This is a genomic window from Methylophilus sp. E2MeOHC9 (genome assembly GCF_058744375.1).
The window spans coordinates 2709950-2727193 of the sequence record NZ_CP196024.1; the positions used below are offsets into that span (position 1 = coordinate 2709950).

General features: G+C 51.4%; 14 protein-coding genes. 2 read left to right on the forward strand and 12 right to left on the reverse strand.

The window, feature by feature from the left end; all coding sequences use genetic code 11:
* Positions 1-26: 26 nt before the first annotated feature.
* The gene (locus ACSSVF_RS13060; protein ID WP_442586142.1) at positions 27-206 is read right to left on the reverse strand and encodes a tautomerase family protein; all 180 of its coding nucleotides are present in this window, start codon (positions 204-206) and stop codon (positions 27-29) included.
* 33 nt (positions 207-239) lie between these two features.
* Positions 240-956 carry a cation diffusion facilitator family transporter gene (locus tag ACSSVF_RS13065; RefSeq protein ID WP_492403994.1) on the reverse strand — a complete coding sequence of 239 codons (717 nt, stop codon included), beginning with the start codon at positions 954-956 and terminating at the stop codon, positions 240-242.
* Positions 957-1065: 109 nt separating this feature from the next.
* Between ACSSVF_RS13065 and ACSSVF_RS13070 the strand changes: the two genes are divergently transcribed.
* The gene (locus tag ACSSVF_RS13070; RefSeq protein WP_492403996.1) at positions 1066-1905 is read left to right on the forward strand and encodes a 23S rRNA (adenine(2030)-N(6))-methyltransferase RlmJ; all 840 of its coding nucleotides are present in this window, start codon (positions 1066-1068) and stop codon (positions 1903-1905) included.
* Positions 1906-1908: 3 nt separating this feature from the next.
* Here ACSSVF_RS13070 and ACSSVF_RS13075 read toward each other — a convergent pair whose 3' ends face one another.
* The gene (locus ACSSVF_RS13075) at positions 1909-3039 is read right to left on the reverse strand and encodes a DUF2914 domain-containing protein (protein ID WP_492403998.1); all 1131 of its coding nucleotides are present in this window, start codon (positions 3037-3039) and stop codon (positions 1909-1911) included.
* 215 nt (positions 3040-3254) lie between these two features.
* Between ACSSVF_RS13075 and ACSSVF_RS13080 the strand changes: the two genes are divergently transcribed.
* Positions 3255-5459 carry an ATP-binding protein gene (locus tag ACSSVF_RS13080; RefSeq protein WP_492404000.1) on the forward strand — a complete coding sequence of 735 codons (2205 nt, stop codon included), beginning with the start codon at positions 3255-3257 and terminating at the stop codon, positions 5457-5459.
* A gap of 42 nt (positions 5460-5501) precedes the next feature.
* Here the strand turns inward: ACSSVF_RS13080 and ACSSVF_RS13085 are convergent, their stop codons facing one another.
* The 9 genes from ACSSVF_RS13085 to sdhA form a co-directional block, all read right to left on the reverse strand.
* Entirely contained in the window at positions 5502-6467 is a 966-nt protein-coding gene (locus ACSSVF_RS13085) for a crotonase/enoyl-CoA hydratase family protein (RefSeq protein ID WP_492404002.1), read from the reverse strand.
* 197 nt (positions 6468-6664) lie between these two features.
* A complete protein-coding gene (acnB, locus tag ACSSVF_RS13090; RefSeq protein WP_492404003.1) occupies positions 6665-9244 on the reverse strand; it encodes a bifunctional aconitate hydratase 2/2-methylisocitrate dehydratase in 2580 nt (859 codons plus the stop codon).
* Positions 9245-9451: 207 nt separating this feature from the next.
* Positions 9452-9730 carry a hypothetical protein gene (locus tag ACSSVF_RS13095; RefSeq protein WP_492404004.1) on the reverse strand — a complete coding sequence of 93 codons (279 nt, stop codon included), beginning with the start codon at positions 9728-9730 and terminating at the stop codon, positions 9452-9454.
* Positions 9731-9877: 147 nt separating this feature from the next.
* Positions 9878-11383 carry a fumarate hydratase gene (locus ACSSVF_RS13100; RefSeq protein WP_492404006.1) on the reverse strand — a complete coding sequence of 502 codons (1506 nt, stop codon included), beginning with the start codon at positions 11381-11383 and terminating at the stop codon, positions 9878-9880.
* A gap of 40 nt (positions 11384-11423) precedes the next feature.
* Positions 11424-13073 carry an acetate--CoA ligase gene (locus ACSSVF_RS13105; protein WP_492404007.1) on the reverse strand — a complete coding sequence of 550 codons (1650 nt, stop codon included), beginning with the start codon at positions 13071-13073 and terminating at the stop codon, positions 11424-11426.
* 191 nt (positions 13074-13264) lie between these two features.
* Positions 13265-14395 (reverse strand): HpcH/HpaI aldolase/citrate lyase family protein, encoded by a 1131-nt coding sequence (locus ACSSVF_RS13110; protein ID WP_442586132.1) that lies wholly within the window; start codon positions 14393-14395, stop codon positions 13265-13267.
* The gene (locus ACSSVF_RS13115; RefSeq protein WP_492404009.1) at positions 14392-14694 is read right to left on the reverse strand and encodes an FAD assembly factor SdhE; all 303 of its coding nucleotides are present in this window, start codon (positions 14692-14694) and stop codon (positions 14392-14394) included. Before ACSSVF_RS13115 ends, ACSSVF_RS13110 begins: the two co-directional genes overlap by 4 nt.
* 9 nt (positions 14695-14703) lie before the next feature.
* Entirely contained in the window at positions 14704-15450 is a 747-nt protein-coding gene (locus ACSSVF_RS13120) for a succinate dehydrogenase iron-sulfur subunit (RefSeq protein WP_492404011.1), read from the reverse strand.
* Position 15451: 1 nt separating this feature from the next.
* Positions 15452-17242, reverse strand: coding sequence for a succinate dehydrogenase flavoprotein subunit (sdhA, locus tag ACSSVF_RS13125; RefSeq protein WP_492404013.1), 1791 nt, complete (start codon positions 17240-17242; stop codon positions 15452-15454).
* Positions 17243-17244: the final 2 nt, after the last annotated feature.

Genomic DNA, 17244 nt, shown 5'->3' on the forward strand with positions numbered 1-17244 from the left:
GGTTTGAAGGCTCAGCGTTGAGGGCGTCAACCCAGCAATTCGCCACCAATCGCCCAATCTTCATACGCGACCTCTTCAAACACGATATAGGTGTAGTTGGCGGGTTTCTGGGCATGTTTGGTCAAGGTTTCGGTGATTTCCTTGGCGATTTGTTTCTTTTGTTCTTTAGTCACTGAACCTGCAAGTTTGATATTCACATAAGGCATGATGTTTCTCCTTCAGATTAATGTGGGTGATGGCTAATGTGAGTGATTAATCGTACCGCGTCGTATGTCCTTGATTAAATTAAGGGTAACGACAAACAATAATACTGAGATCACGATAGACAAGATCGGGTCTATCGTCACCCAGCCGGTAAAATAAATCACAACCCCTGCCACAACAGCAGTGAATGAACCTAAGAGGTCGCCAAGCACATGTAAAAAAGCCGCCCTGTGGTTTAAGCTGGCGTCGCCGCCCTGGTGTTCATGCTGGTGATGCATATGTTTGGCCACAAAAATATTCACCAACAGGCCCAAAACGGCAATGATACTGACGTAGCCACCTGCTACAGGCACTGGATTTTTGAATCGCTCTACGGCCTCGATGATGATCCACACCGCAACCACTAGCATAGACACAGCATTTACCATAGAAACACGCAGTTCCAAGCGGCTAGGCCCTGGGTTTTTGCGGGCGTGGTGTGCAGCCCACATGGCTAAGCCCAAGGCCAGCACATCAAACAGCATATGCCAGGCATCACTCAACAGTGCCAGCGATTGCGTCCAGATGCCGCCGGCAAATTCGACCACCGCAAACAGTGTGATGGCCAGAAAAGGAATTAAAAACGGGTTGCCATGTGCGTGGTCACCATGTGCATGATCATCGTGCGTGTGAGCGTGTTTTTCATCATGTGCATGATGTCCTGAACCACAGCAATCGTGTGTTTCAGTGTGTTTGGTATGCGATTTGTCCATGTCTGCATGCTAAAGCAATTTGGGCTGCTTCTACAATAGCCCGCAAGAAAAATGCAGAGGGTGGCCGCAGCATTGTGATTTATAATGGCGTGTCTTCACGAGCCTTGCCATGTTAAGTTACCGCCACGCCTTTCACGCCGGCAATCACGCCGATGTCCTCAAGCATTGGGTTTATAGCCTGGTGCTGGATTATTTTAACCAGAAAGATAAAGTCTACTGGGCCATTGATACCCATGCGGGCGCAGGCATTTACCGCCTGGGTACAGCCGTTGCCAATAAAACGGCTGAGTATTTAGGGGGAATTGCCAGGTTGCAAGCGGCCGCTGCCCCCGAAGCCTTTGATAGCTACCTGCAGGCCATTGCCGCGACGCATGCCCAAAGCGGCCAGGATACTTATCCTGGCTCGCCCTGTATTGCAGACTATTTTTTGAGGGCAGATGACAAATTACGTTTGTTTGAGCTGCATCCTGCAGATGCAGCATTGCTTGAGCAAACATTCAGCGCTCAGAAAAGACGGGTTGCTATCCAGGCCAAAGATGGGTTTGAAGGTATTAAAGCCTGTTTGCCGCCGCCAAGCAAACGCGCCATGGTTTTGATCGACCCGCCCTATGAGGTGAAAGACGACTACATGCGCGTGGTGGATTGCATCAAAGATAGCCTGAAGCGCTTCGCCACTGGCACCTATCTGATCTGGTATCCTCGATTACAGCGGCCAGAACCACAACAAATGCTGGATAAACTGCGCAGCCTGAATACGGATTATTTGCATATCTGCCTGGATGTACAGTACCCAAGTGCAGATGGATTTGGCATGCATGGCAGTGGCATGTGGGTGATCAACCCGCCATGGACGTTAAGGCAATCCATTGAACCTCACCTAACCTGGCTAGCGCAGACCCTGGCGCAAGACGCGCATGCGCGCGCATGGTGTGAAGGCCAGCAACGCTAAGCTTTAATAGCGTATGCGTACGCGGCGATTCACCTCTGACTGTGTGCCAATACTGACACTAAAGGTACTCACCGCGATCGTTTGCCTGGTAGCCGTTTGTATTTTTACCCGCCATTCGCCCGCCGTGACATTGCTTTTATAGGTATAGCCACGATAGCCATTATCCCGCCCTCCCGCCAGCGAAAAACCCGGCGTTGAGACACTGACCCATTGCCCCGCCACTTTCCGCTGCCAGTCATGCACGAGTTTGGTATGCAAACCCTGTGGCGCAAACACAGACGAAAAACAGACCAGCTTCTGCCCTGGTGCCAGGTAAAAATGGTCATTATCCACGCGCCAGAAATTCCACCACGGCGATTTTTCTACCGTCATCCAGTAACCCTGCGGTGATTTTTCCAGATCATACGCAACCACCACTGCCTGTTTTACCAAGGGCACCGGCGGAATCATGTCCGCACGATAGGCCACCATCAACAAGCCCGCAATCACCCACACTGGCCAGATACGGCCGGCATGGCGCGGCGCACGCTGGTATAGCACATAGGTAATGGTGGCGCCTAACAAAGTGCTCAAATAAAACCAGGCCGCATGCACACTGCCAAACAGGAAAGGAAAGGCAAAGTTACACCATAAAATGGAACACAAACCAAACATGCTCCAGCATAAACTTAAGCGCCGGTATTCACTTTCCATAAATTCATTTGCGACCAGCAACGCACCTAATAGCAAGGTCAGCACCCAGGCCAGGCCATAACTGGAGCTTTTGAAATAAAGGATGAATAGCGCACTCAACACGCTGCCAAACAGGAATTGCAATATCCAGTAAGGCCAATCATGCACTGCCCAGCTGGATGCCTTGTTTTGCACCCATTGCCACCCCAATAACCGCTCACCGACGCGCCGCGCGCTGGAAGAAGGTTCCGCCAGCTGATACATCAATATCGCGGCCACCAGCAAATACAAGGCAAAAATCACCATGTCGAGCATGGCGACTTTCTTGCCTATCGTGATGGCATCCCACACGAATCCGCCAATAAAAAAAGATATCGGTAGCAATGCCCTGGTGCGTACCAGGCAGCGGGAGATAAAAGAAGGAGGCGCGCAATCGGGCGTGGCGGGGATGGGATCATTCATAATCTGAGGTAAAAATCAGCAAACCATAGTCTTTTTTATCATATCTTGCAGTAAGTGTCACTGCTTAACGCTCAAAAGGTAAACTTTCTTTGATTATCAAATCCAGCCTGTTAAACTTTAAGTTATCTTAAGAATCGTCCGTTATATATTCAAATGAAGATGACTAGACGATAGGCATCTGCCCCGATATGACATAATTCCGGCCGCCATGAAGCATGCGTGATTTACTCAGACAAATAATAAATAAGTTAATCGAGATCAAATCTCTCAGTAATGAGACTGAACAGGCATTGATTCGCGTAACGTTTGTCAGTTTCATCACACTTTACCTGCTATTCAATGGCAGCAGTTACCAACCGGTAGGCGTGTGCCTGATTTACCTGTGTTGCGGTTTCCTGATGCTGTTCAATATTTTGCGTAATCCGCAGAAGAATGAAAGACGGCAATGGATCGCCATGGTGATGGATATCACGGCCACTTCGCTGGAACAAATGATTTCCGGTGCCATGGCAGGTGTGTTTATCGGTATCTATTTATGGCTGATTATTGGCTATGGACTGCGCTATGGCACCAAATTCTTTAAAGGTTGTTATGCGCTCAGCCTGATCGGTTTCAGCATCACGCTATACCTGAACCCTTACTGGAACCAGCACCAGCATTTGGCGTATGGTTTCCTGCTGACCTTGTTGCTGATTCCTCCGCATACCTTGCGTCTGCAGATCAGCCTGGAAAAAGCCACCAAGCAGGCGGGTGAAGCCAATGAGGCCAAAACCAACTTCCTGTCCAATATCAGCCATGAAATGCGTACCCCGCTCAATGGCATTATTGGTGCCAGTGAGTTACTGGCGCAATCCAAACTGGACAAAAAACAGTCCGAACTATTAAAAATGGTCGGCGCATCCGCCAGCAGCCTGAAAAAACTGATCAATGACGTGCTTGATATCAGCAAGATCGAGAAAGGTAAAATTGACCTGGAAGATATTCCATTCTATTTACCTGACCTGATCCAGCGGTTGCAACTGATGTTCCAGATTGAAGTAGAGCGCAAACAATTATGGTTACGTTTCAATCTGGACCCGTCCGTTGAACGCCATTATGTCGGCAGCATGCACCATATCGAGCAGGTATTAATGAACCTGGTGGCGAACGCGATCAAGTTCACCCAGCATGGTGGTGTAGATGTCGTGGTCAATGTGACGCAACATTATGCCAATATGAGCATACTCAAATTCCATATCCGCGACACAGGTATCGGTATCAAGCCAGAGGCCCTACCGCATATTTTCGACAGTTTCACCCAGGCAGACAGCAGCATTACCAGACGTTACGGCGGCACAGGTTTAGGCACCTCGATTGCCAAGCAACTGGTTGAATTAATGGGCGGCAAGATTCAGGTCACCAGTGATGAAACCAACGGCACCACCTTTGAGGTGATGTTGCCTATGGCACACGGCGAGCCCTCTGCACAACATGTTTCAAATGAGGTCAATCTCGAAATGACCTCAAACGTCGTGCCGTTGAGCAGCCACACCCGCTTCCGCAAAAAAATTCGCGTGCTGATTGCAGATGACAATGTAGTGAACCGCATGATTCTGAATGAAACACTGCAGCGCATGCATTGCGTGGTGAAAGCCGCCGATAATGGCGATGAAGCACTGGATGCACTGGAACACCATCAGTTCGACCTGATGATTCTGGATTACAACATGCCGGAAATGAATGGCCTGGAAGTGTTCAACATCTATCATGCCCTGCCCGGCAGCAAACCGCTACGCACCGTCATCCTCACCGCTGATGCCACCAAGGCCACGCAGGATCGCTGTCTGAACGCTGGCGTTTACCAGGTGCTGACCAAACCGGTGATTTCACGGCAGATTCAAAGCCTGATCGAAGCCGTCGCACAAACCATAGAAACAGGTATTAGCAATCAGCCTGAGGTCAAACCGGCAACCCGTGTCGCACGCGCAGCTGCAGCCGCGCAAACGCTGATCAACACCGATAGGCCGCGCACTGAACCGCCTATCGAAAAAGTAGCCAGCATGACACCGCACAGCGAGCCGCTGCTGGACAATGACCGCATGGAACATTTATTGAAACTGGGCGGTAGCGAAGCCTTTTTATATCGCCTGATCACCGAGTTTATTGAAACCACCGATGACCTGATTCGTGCCCTGGGCACCGAATGCCTGGACCTGAAATTTGAACACGTGCACAAGCTGGCACATACACTGGCCGGGGAATCCGCCAATATGGGTCTGATTCCACTCAGCAAGCGTAGCCGCCGCCTGTTAAGCTTAAGCATGGAAGATGCCCAAACGATTTCCGGCCTGTATCAAGCCGTGGTTGATGTTTACGAAGAGACCCGCACGCAACTGCACAAGTATCGCAGCAAGCTCTCTTCTAAACGATCAAACAAATGATTGGGCATCGGCGTGCTTAAGCATGATAGGTAAGCTGCAATATCATTGATTGACAGCATGCTGCTGCATCATTTGGGTATCCTGCACATGCTGTTCATCCTGGCTAGCCGCTTCCTGGGCTGGGAACAAGCGAGACTGTGCACGACAAAAGCGGTCCATCACTTTTAAATCGCGTTCAGTCAGTCGCAGCGCATTTTCCACCCAGACATTGACGATATCCTCAAGCTCGCTATACGTTAACGGGTTGATTCTCGCCTTGGCTTTCTGCGCAGATAAAAAGCCCTCTGACTGACGGCTGTTTTTCTGGATAAAAGCCTGCACAGCCTGCTCGCCCTCGCCTTCATCCACCACCACATCAATCAAGCCCATTTCCAGGCATTGATCAGCGGTGAATCGCTCGCAACCGAGAATCATTTTATCGGCCACCGCCATGCCTGCTTTACGCGCAATAAAGCTGTAAGCACCCATGCCAGGAATCATGTTAAAAAATAATTCCGGGAAGCAAAACACCGATTGACGCTCTGCGATCAGCACATCGCTGGTCAATGCGGCCTCAATCCCCGCCCCTAATACTTCGCCCTGCAACAGCGAAACCTTGGTGACATGATCCAGGTTAAAGCGGAATGCGCGCTGCGCCACCACATCAATACTCAGCTTGGCATAAGCCTGCAACTGGGCACGGTCCTGATTGCGGATCGCTTCTGCCATTTTTTGCAAATCGCCACCCATATTGAAATAACCTGGCGTGGCTGAAGCAAATACGGAGTACTTGATAGGCAGCACTTGTTCAGAATCGATTTGCACATAACCCCCGCTGCGCTGGATATCTTCATGATGTGCATGCAAGTTCAGCAACAATTCATGGTTGATGCAAGGGATGCGTTCCGGTTGATGCAAATAGCTCCATAAAGCCTGTTGCTTGGCATCAAAACGGCAAAATACCTGACCGTAATCATGCGCCAATAAACGATGTTGATAATTAACCAATCCTTGGTCAAACGGTTTCATGTGCTTCTCCTTGGCTATGAAAAAATGGTGATGGACTCAGCATAATTTGACGCGTGTGCATCTAAGGTTTTATGCCGGCAAATACATCATAATCAAAACTGGTGTCAGCAATGCAGGTTTTACAGTTGCAAGGATGCGTTCTGAATAAAAACAAAAAAGGGAGCCTAAGCTCCCCTTTGTCAGTCACACAAAAACGCTTATGCCGTCTCTTGAATCGGGATGACTTTCCTCACATTTTGCAGGGAGTCTGCATATTGTGTCATCTGGTCAAAATTGAGGTATTTGTATATCTCGGCGGTGTTGGTTAAGCGCGTACCCAAGGTGTCCAGGTATTCTTGCACGGTTGGCATCCTGCCCAGCTTGGCGCACACGGCAGCCAGCTCAGCCGAGCCCAGGTACACGCGTGCATCTTTACCCATGCGGTTATCAAAGTTACGGGTAGAGGTCGAGAATACCGTGGCCTTATCAGCGACACGCGCCTGGTTACCCATACACAACGAACAACCCGGGATCTCGGTACGTGCCCCGGCAACGCCAAATGTGGAATACACGCCTTCGGCACGCAATTGGGCTTCGTCCATCCGTGTCGGTGGCGCGATCCACAAGCGGGTCGGGATACCGCCCGCCCCTTCCAGCACTTTGCCAGCCGCACGGTAATGCCCGATATTGGTCATGCAGCTACCAATAAACACTTCATCGATCTTGTCACCGACGACTTCAGACAGCTGTTTGATATCGTCCGGGTCATTCGGGCAAGCGACCAAGGGTTCTGTGATGTCTTTGAGGTCGATTTCGATAATATGCGCGTACTCGGCATCGCTATCCGGCTGCAACAGCTCCGGTTTTGCCAGCCAGGCTTTCATGCTGGCGATACGGCGCTCCAGCGTGCGTGCATCGGCATAACCGTTTTCTATCATGTTCTGCATGAGCACGATATTGGAATTCAGGAATTCAATCACCGGCTCTTTGTTCAGCAACACGGTACAACCGTTGGCAGAACGTTCAGCCGAAGCATCCGCCAGTTCAAATGCCTGCTCGACTTTCAGGTCTGGCAAGCCTTCGATTTCCAGCACGCGGCCATTGAAAACGTTTTTCTTGCCTTGTTTGCCTACGGTTAAAGTACCTTCCTTGATCGCGGCGTATGGGATCGCATTGACCAGGTCACGCAAGGTGATGCCAGGCTGCATTTCGCCTTTAAAGCGCACCAGCACAGATTCAGGCATATCGAGTGGCATGGCACCGGTTGCAGCAGCAAATGCCACTAGGCCGGAGCCGGCCGGGAAGCTGATGCCGATAGGGAAACGCGTATGCGAATCGCCACCAGTGCCGACAGTATCAGGCAAAATCAGGCGGTTAAGCCAGGAGTGGATCACGCCATCCCCGGCGCGCAGGCTGACGCCGCCACGGCTGGACATAAACTCCGGCAAATCGTGTTGCAGCTTGATATCGACAGGCTTTGGATAAGCCGCCGTATGGCAGAAACTTTGCATGACCAGATCGGCACTAAAGCCCAGGCAAGCCAGTTCTTTCAGTTCATCACGCGTCATACCGCCGGTGGTATCCTGCGAGCCAACCGTGGTCGCTTTCGGTTCGCAATAAGTGCCTGGACGAACGCCGAAGCCTTCTGGCAAACCGCATGCACGGCCAACCATCTTCTGCGCCAGCGTATAGCCTTTGCCGGTATCTTTGGCTGGAATCGATTTAATGAACACGTCTGTTTCTGGCAAGTTCAAAGCCTTGCGCGCATTTGCAGTCAGGCCGCGCCCGATAATCAGCGGGATACGGCCACCGGCACGTACTTCGTCCGGCAAGGTAATCGGGTTCATTTCAAAGGTAGACAGTAATGCACCCGCTTCGGACAATACTTTGCCTTCATAGGGTTTGATCACAATCACATCACCGGTATTCAGGCCGGAAACATCACACTGAATCGGCAAAGCACCGGAATCTTCAGCGGTATTGAAAAAGATAGGCGCGATTTTGCTACCGATGACCACACCACCGGTACGCTTGTTCGGGATAAACGGGATATCGTCACCCATCCACCACTGCACTGAGTTAATCGCTGATTTACGTGAAGACCCCGTGCCGACCACATCACCGACATAAGCCAGTGGCAAGCCTTTTTGTTTGAGGCTTGCAATGGTTGCCAGGCCGTCTGTCAGGCGGTTGACCAGCATGGCTTTGGCATGCAACGGAATATCCGGGCGGCTCCAGGCATCTTGTGCCGGGCTTAAGTCATCGGTATTGGTTTCACCTTCGAGCTTGAAAACCACCAGTTTGATTTCTTCAGCCAGGGCAGGCTTGCTGGTAAACCACTCAGCATTGGCCCATGAATGAATCAATGCCTTGGCATGCGGGTTGCCCGCCTTCATTTTTTCATCGACATCGTGAAACGCATCGAACAGCAGGATGGTGGTAGACAACGCTTTGACTGCATGAGCTGCCATAGGCGTATCCAGCAAGGCTACCAGCGCCTGCACGTTATAACCGCCCAGCATGGTGCCTAGCAGTTCCACCGCTTTTTCGGCACTCACCAGGGGTGAGTGCGTTTTGCTATTGGCGATATCGGCCAAAAATGCCGCTTTGACATAGGCTGCCTGGTCTACCCCGGCAGGAATGCGGTTTTGCAGCAGGTCAGCTAATAAGGCTTCCTGTCCGGCAGGAGGATTTTTCAACAACTCAACCAACTCAGCCACTTGCTCGGCATTGAGCGGCAAGGGAGGCAGGTTTTGCGCGGCGCGTTCTTTTACGTGGGTATCGTATGCTTGTAACATGATGTAGGCTCTATCAAAAAACAATGTCAGTAGTGATGCAAAGGGTGATGCAAATAAGGCTGGATGCGCCTGTGTGCGAGGGGTTAGCTCACTTGATTATAAAGCAGTCCATTCTGCAGAATGTTAACTGGTTGTAACATTCAATATTATCCGCAAACTGACAGGCATCGACAGCAGGAAATACAACACTCTCCTGAAAATTCAATACTATCGATTACTGTCGCTATATAGTTCTTTGGCAAACGGCGTGCTGCAGCTTTTTCCAGCGGCAGACGACTCCCATTTATCCAGCAATTCTTTCTGGTAACCTTTGCCATGCTGTTTTTCCAGATAGGCACGGACTTCAAACACATCGGCAAAGCCGTTTCTATCGGTATCCATCAAGGCGACCTGGTCTTCCAGTGATGGCCCGTTATAGCGGCCATCCTTGTCAGTAAAATACTCCAGCGCGGATTCCGCATGTGCAATCAGGCTAACACTACACATCAGCCAAACGCACGCGATTGAATAACGCACTTTCCCACCATTCATTTTTATCATACCGGCCTCATTTATGCCCTTAGTAGTATGACGTATGTTTCACGCATTCGTGCGGAAACTCTGTGATTTCAGGCACATGAGTGCGATTTAAAATCACACGGCGAGCAAAGCAATCTTTTTCTTCCAGAGCGCGGGCCCGGTATTGTGCACTGATTCACCATTCGCACTGACGGCCACCGTCACTGGCATATCAACCACGTCAAATTCATAGATGGCTTCCATGCCCAAGTCTTCAAAGGCCAGTACCCGGGATTTTTTGATTGCTTTACTCACCAGGTAAGCAGCGCCGCCCACAGCCATTAAATAGACTGACTTGTGCCTGGCGATCTCTACCAGTGCTTCTTCGCCGCGTTCCGCTTTGCCTATCGAACCTAGCAGGCCAGTGCCCAGCATCATGTCGGTATAACTATCCATACGGGTTGCGGTGGTGGGGCCAGCCGGGCCGACGGCTTCATCGCGCACGGCATCGACCGGGCCTACGTAGTAAATAAAGCGGTTATTAAAATCTACCGGCAATGGTTCGCCTTTATCCAGCATGGTTTTAATGCGCTTGTGCGCAGCATCGCGTCCGGTCAATATTTTTCCGGTCAGCAACAAAGTATCGCCATTTTTCCAGGTTTGCGTATCGGCACGGATCACTGTATCCAGGTTGATGCGTTTGGCTTGCGGGCTAGGTGCCCAGTGCACATCGGGATAGACATCCGCGCTTGGCGGCGTCAGCTCAGCCACACCTGAACCATCCAGTGTAAAGTGCACATGCCGTGTCGCAGCACAATTGGGAATAATCGCCACCGGCAAACTGGCCGCATGTGTCGGGTAATCCAGGATCTTCACATCCAGCACCGTGGTCAGGCCACCCAGGCCTTGTGCGCCTATGCCTAGCTGATTGACCTTTTCATACAGCTCCAGCCGCAGTTCTTCAATCCGGTTTTGCGGGCCACGCGCCTGCAGTTCCTGGATATCAATCGGCTGCATCAATGACTCTTTCGCCAGCAGCATGGCTTTTTCTGCGCTGCCGCCTATGCCTATGCCCAGCATGCCGGGCGGGCACCAGCCAGCGCCCATTTGCGGTACGACTTCCATCACCCAATCGACAATACTATCGTTAGGGTTCAGCATCGCCAGCTTGGACTTATTCTCCGAACCGCCGCCTTTGGCTGCGATCTGGATATCGACAGTATCGCCCACGACCATTTCTACATGGGTGATGGCGGGTGTATTGTCTTTGGTGTTTTTACGCGCACCAGCAGGATCATTGACGATAGAAGCGCGCAAAGTGTTCTCGGGATGCAGGTAAGCACGGCGCACGCCTTCATTCACCATGTCTTCCAGCGTCATATCGCCTTCAAACTGCGCTTGCATGCCCACTTTCACAAACGCCACCACAATGCCGGTATCCTGGCATAAAGGACGCTTGCCTTCTGCGCACATGCGCGAGTTGGTCAAGATCTGCGCAATCGCATCTTTGGCGGCTGGTGATGCTTCTTTTTCATACGCCGCAGCCAACGCCCGGATATAGTCTTCCGGGTGGTAGTAAGAGATATATTGCAGGGCATCAGCAATACTCTCTATAAAATCTTGCGTTTTAATCAGGGCCATGGTTTTTGAAAAATAGGTGTTCTTGAAATCATTGTTATCGTTAGCGGGCGCTGCTTTTCATGTAGGCAATCGCCGGTCCAACATCTTTACGTAGGATTTTACCATTTTTAGTGCGTGGGAATTCTTTAGCCAGGTAAACGGTTTTCGGTGTTTTATAAGCAGCCAGGTGTTGTTTGCCAAAAGCGATCAACTCATCTGCCTGCACTTGACTCTCCGGTTTTGGAATCACGTAGATCACCACCAGTAATTTGTCTTTCTCGATCTCTTCACCAATGGCAGCACAATCCGCCACGCCAGGATGGCCTTTGTAAACCCGCTCAATCTCATAAGGTGAGACGCGGTAACCAAAACTTTTGATAATGTCATCCTTGCGACCCAGGAACCAGATATAGCCATCGGCGTCATATTTGGCATAGTCACCGGTAAAGAAATAACCATCGTGTTTGTATTTGGCGGTTTCTTCCGGCAGGTTCCAATAACTCAAAAACAGCCCTGGATCAGCTTCCGGCACACAAATCATCCCCTCTTCACCTGCGGCAACTACATCCAGGGTTTCCGGATTCAACAACAGCAGGTCATGCCCTGGCTGCGGAAAACCGGCCGAACCAGCGCGTATGGGCCGGAAAATGCTTTGCGACAGGTAATAGGAAAACTCACTCATCCCCACCGCTTCATAAATATCCACGCCAAAACGCGCGCGCCATTGCGTAAGTACTTCATCAGACAAATGCTCACCGGCGCTCATAAAATGGCGCACGCTAGGCACATCGGCTTGCGTGGCCGTGGTTTTTTGCAGCAGCTGGCGGTAAATAGTCGGCACACCGATAAAAATAGTGGCCTCGTGTTTGGCGATCAGTTCCAGCCATTTTTGCGCGTCGTTTTTTCCTTCGTGCACAATCACGGTTTTACCCAGATACAAAGGATCCATCAGGCCAGTGCCCAGCACGTAGGTCCAGTTAAACTTACCCGAATGCATGATGCGGTCTTGCAACGTATCACTGTAATTAAACCAGTATTCAGCGGCAGGCTGGCGCCCTAGCAAGGCACGGTGCGCATGCAATACCCCTTTTGGATAACCGGTTGTGCCTGAGGTATAGACCAGGTAAGCCGGATCTTCCGCCCGCGTGGCATAAGCAGCCTGTACTTTTGTGACATCAACCAATGCGGCTTGCAATGACAAGACATTGACCACCGATGACGCCACAACCTCACCCGCCAGTTGCGTGAGTAAAACATGCTTCAGGTTAGGCGTCTGTGCTATGTTTTCCTGCATTTTGGCAGACATGGCATCCCAGGCAGCAGCATCGGTGACCAACACCACCGCGCCAGAGTCTTTAGCCAGATAAGCCACTTCTTCCGCAGTCAGCAACGTGGATGTAGGCACCGAAATCGCCCCAGTTTTCATCGCGCCAAGAAACGCAATGGGATAATCCAGGCTATTTGGTAAACGAATCAGGATACGATCACCTGCGCTGACACCCAGATCACGCAACACTTGCGCGAATTTATCCGTCTGCCCGGCCAATTCAGCAAAAGTGATGGTGCTGGTGCCAAAGCTGTCATCCTCCACAATCATGGCGATTTCATCTGCTTTTGCAGTGCCCAGATGGCGGTCGCTACACGCGACGCCAATATTGAACAGCTCGGGGATATCCCATTGCCATTGTGGATAAGGCGCTAACTTAGTCATCTTAAAACCTTTCTTTAAGCCAGCAACCGGTAAATTGCTGATTGCAACATTCGCTCTTTTGAAACAAACGTACCAAAAATTTCAGATTTGCTTTTAAGACTAGGCGCCCGGAACACAGAAACCGGAATGTACTGAAGTACATGAGGATTTCGAGTACCGCGCAACGACGTATTAAAAGCAAAGATAAATTTTTATAGCAGGATGCCGTAGGGCCAGTTCTGGCGTACTACCTGCGCCGGCATCAACTGCAACACATGCAGGGCAAACTCCATATCACTGGTCTTTAACGCACTCAGTGCATGCGCCCGCAACAATGTCTGCAATGCTTTACCAAACATGGGCGGGTCCAGCATCTCACCTTCAAACTTGATCGCCCCGCCCAATAATGCATCCGCTTCGATCGCCGCTTTCAATATGGCGACCTTCTGATTAATTTCGGTCGGCGAAGGCGTATAAGCGGTTTTACACAAATGGATATGGCCAGGATGAATGACCTGTTTGCCAGTCAGCCCCATCGCGGCTTCCTGGCAGGCATGCTTGTAGACCACACGTGATTCGTTATCACCATGCAGGTCCAGCCAGCGGCGCACGTCGTGCGGCTCGACAAACTTGTCCGGCATGATATTGCTGCCTATCAGTGTTTCAACGCCGCCAATCACGCCTTTACCGGCTATCCGCGCTTCAAAAATCAGCTGGTTGATAAAGTAAAACAGTTCTTCTATCCAGTGTTCCGGCGTGATGTGTATGCCCAGCGCTTTGGAGAAATCATGAATACCGAACACTACATGTTTCACCGTGTCGTACTGCATCAAATCCGGTGCGATCTTGAGCGACTTCGGGTGCTCGATAATCGGCTGTATCGTGATATGCGGGTTGATGCTGATTAAAAAACTAGATAAATCCCGCACTTCTGCCGCGCCATATGACTCACCTGCCTTCGCCAGCATCACGACATCGATATACTCGCCCATGTCGCGCACCAGCTTCATGTCTTCTTCGTACTCATCAGTACGGAAAGAGTTGGCGCGAATCGCGATCGTCACGCGCTCGTTGACTTTACGTAGTTTAGGCAGCTCCTGGCGCAACAGCGTGCGGCTCATTTCCTTCTGGCGACAGCCATCTTCCAGGTCAAAAATCAGGGTATGCGCATTGGTGAAATGGGCATGCTTGACCATGCGGTTGGCCGCCTGCTCCATATCCTCATAAATCCCTAGGCTAGGCGCATATTTCACCGGCGGGTAATACAGTTGTATCCCCGGCCAGTAATCACCCAAAGCGCTGGCATCCAGCGCAATCGGCTCCTCTCCCATATGCTGAATCATGCGATTTCCTGTTCTGCCGATGGTCGGCTCGCTCTTAATTTTTGCAATACTGCCGCGTGCTCTGCCGCCAGCGATTTTGTGGCTGGTGCCTGAGTTTTTGCATCTTGGATCAATTCCCAGAACACGCCATCAGGCAGTTCCAGCAAGGTGTCCAGCTGCGCCATTTCTGCCATGGTCAGCCCATTAAAATGCTCGCTGACAAAGCGCTGCAATACGATATCCAGTTCCAGCATGCCGCGGCGGCAGCGCCAGGACAGTCGCCGTTGTTCTGCTTCACGTAAGATTTCTGCATTTAACATGGCATCTCCTTAAAGCACTTTGATACCAAAGATTTTTTTGCCCGGCGCATCCTGTTTGTGCGCTTTGACACTCTCTATCTTCAAATCCTTGATTGCTGCAATCGCGGCATTCGGATTGAGTTTTTTCGGGCAGACATCGGTACAGTTCATGATGTTGTGGCAACGATATAAACGGTAAGGATCTTCCAGGTTCTCCAGCCGTGCTTCCTGCTCCTGGTCACGACTGTCAGCAATAAAGCGGTAGGCCTGCATCAACCCGGCCGGGCCAACGAACTTGTCCGGGTTCCACCAGAAGCTGGGGCAAGAGGTGGTACAGGCGCCGCACAAAATACATTCGTACAGGCCATCCAGCTTGGCGCGGTCTTGCGGGCTTTGCAGGCGCTCGGTTTCCGGCGGTGTATCGTGATTTTGCAGATATGGCATCACCGAATGGTAGTGATCAAAAAACTGCGTCATATCGACTACCAGGTCGCGGATCACCGGCAAGCCAGGCATGGGGCGTAACACCACCGGCTCTTCCAGGCTTTCCAGCTTGGTGATACAGGCCAACCCATTTTTGCCATTGATATTCATGGCATCAGAGCCACACACACCTTCACGGCAGGATTTACGCATGCTTAATGTGTCATCGACGACTTTGAGGCGCATCAGCGCGTCCAGCAGCATCTGGTCACTGTCTTCCAGGGCAATATCGTAATCCTGCATATAGGGCTTTTTGTCTACGTCCGGATTGAACCGGTAGATGGAAAAACGCATATCAATACACCCTTTTCTTCAACTCGAATGACTCAACACTCAGTGGTTTCAAACGGACCGGCTTATACACAAGTTTTTTCTCGCTGGCGAAATACAGCGAATGCGTCAGCCACTTGGTGTCATCGCGCTCAGGATAATCTTCACGCGCATGTGCACCACGGCTTTCCTGGCGGGCATGCGCGGCATGCATAGTTGCCACCGCCACTTGCATCAGGTTATCCAGTTCCAGCGCCTCGACACGGGCAGTGTTGAACACTTTACTTTTATCGGTGATGCGCAAATGCTGCGCACGCTCAGCCACTTGCTCAATGGCGCTGACACCTGTTTCCAGCAGATCGGGGAAGCGGAACACGCCGCAATGTTTTTGCATGGTCTGGCGCATGGCGTCGCCTGTCGCCGCCACATTTTCACCGGCGCTAGCATTTTCCAACCGGTTCACGCGCGCCAGCGTTGCTTCAGCCGCATTGGCTGGCAGAGGCTTGTGCGCGTGTGCGCTACCAATATCTGCAGCCATTTTGTCACCCGCGGCTTTGCCAAACACCACCAGGTCCAGCAGTGAGTTGGAACCTAATCGGTTGGCCCCATGCACCGAGACACAGGCGCACTCGCCCACTGCATACAAACCATGAATGACTTTTTCAGATTGCCCATCATGCACAACCACCTGGCCATCCAGATTGGTAGGGATACCACCCATCATGTAATGCGCTGTTGGCACTACCGGGATCGGGCTATTGATAGGGTCTACCCCGGCAAAGGTTTTGGCGATTTCGCGGATACCTGGCAGGCGCTTGCTGATAATGTCTTCGCCCAGATGATCCAGCTTGAGATACACCGCATCTTTATGTTTGCCTATACCGCGGCCTTGCTTGATTTCAGTTGCCATGGCGCGCGACACAACGTCGCGGCTGGCAAGGTCTTTCGCGCTAGGCGCATAACGCTCCATAAAGCGCTCACCCTCACTGTTGACCAGGTAGCCACCTTCGCCACGCACACCTTCGGTGATCAGCACGCCAGCATTGAGCACGCCGGTCGGGTGAAATTGCCAGAATTCCATATCCTGCAACGGCAGGCCAGCGCGTGCCGCCATGCCCAGGCCGTCGCCGGTATTGATAAAAGCATTGGTGCTGGCCTGGAAAATGCGGCCACCGCCGCCAGTGGCAAGCATGGTCGCCTTGGCATGAATGACATGGATATCACCAGTTTCTATCTCCAGTGCGATCACACCAAGTACGTCACCATCGCTATCGCGGATTAAATCCAGCGCAAACCATTCGATCAAGAATTGCGTATTGGCTTTGACGTTACGCTGGTACAAGGTATGCAGCATGGCATGCCCGGTGCGGTCGGCTACTGCACAGGTGCGCGAAATCGGTTGCTCGCCAAAATTACGCGTCATACCACCAAACGGGCGCTGGAAGATACGGCCATTTTCAAGGCGGTCAAACGGCATGCCAAAATGTTCCAGTTCGATAATCGCCTTGGCAGCGTTGCGACACATGAATTCAATGGCATCCTGGTCGCCCAAGTAATCCGACCCTTTGATCGTGTCATACATATGCCACAGCCAGTTGTCGTCCGAGACATTGCCCAAAGCCGCGGCGATACCACCTTGCGCGGCGACGGTATGCGAGCGGGTTGGAAACACTTTAGACAGCACCGCCACATCGGCGCCAGACTCTGCCAGCTGTAACGCCGCGCGCAAGCCAGCACCGCCACCACCGATGATGACGGCATCTACCTTGTGATACTGAATATCGTCTGCACCTGTCATATTGTTTAAACCGGCCATGC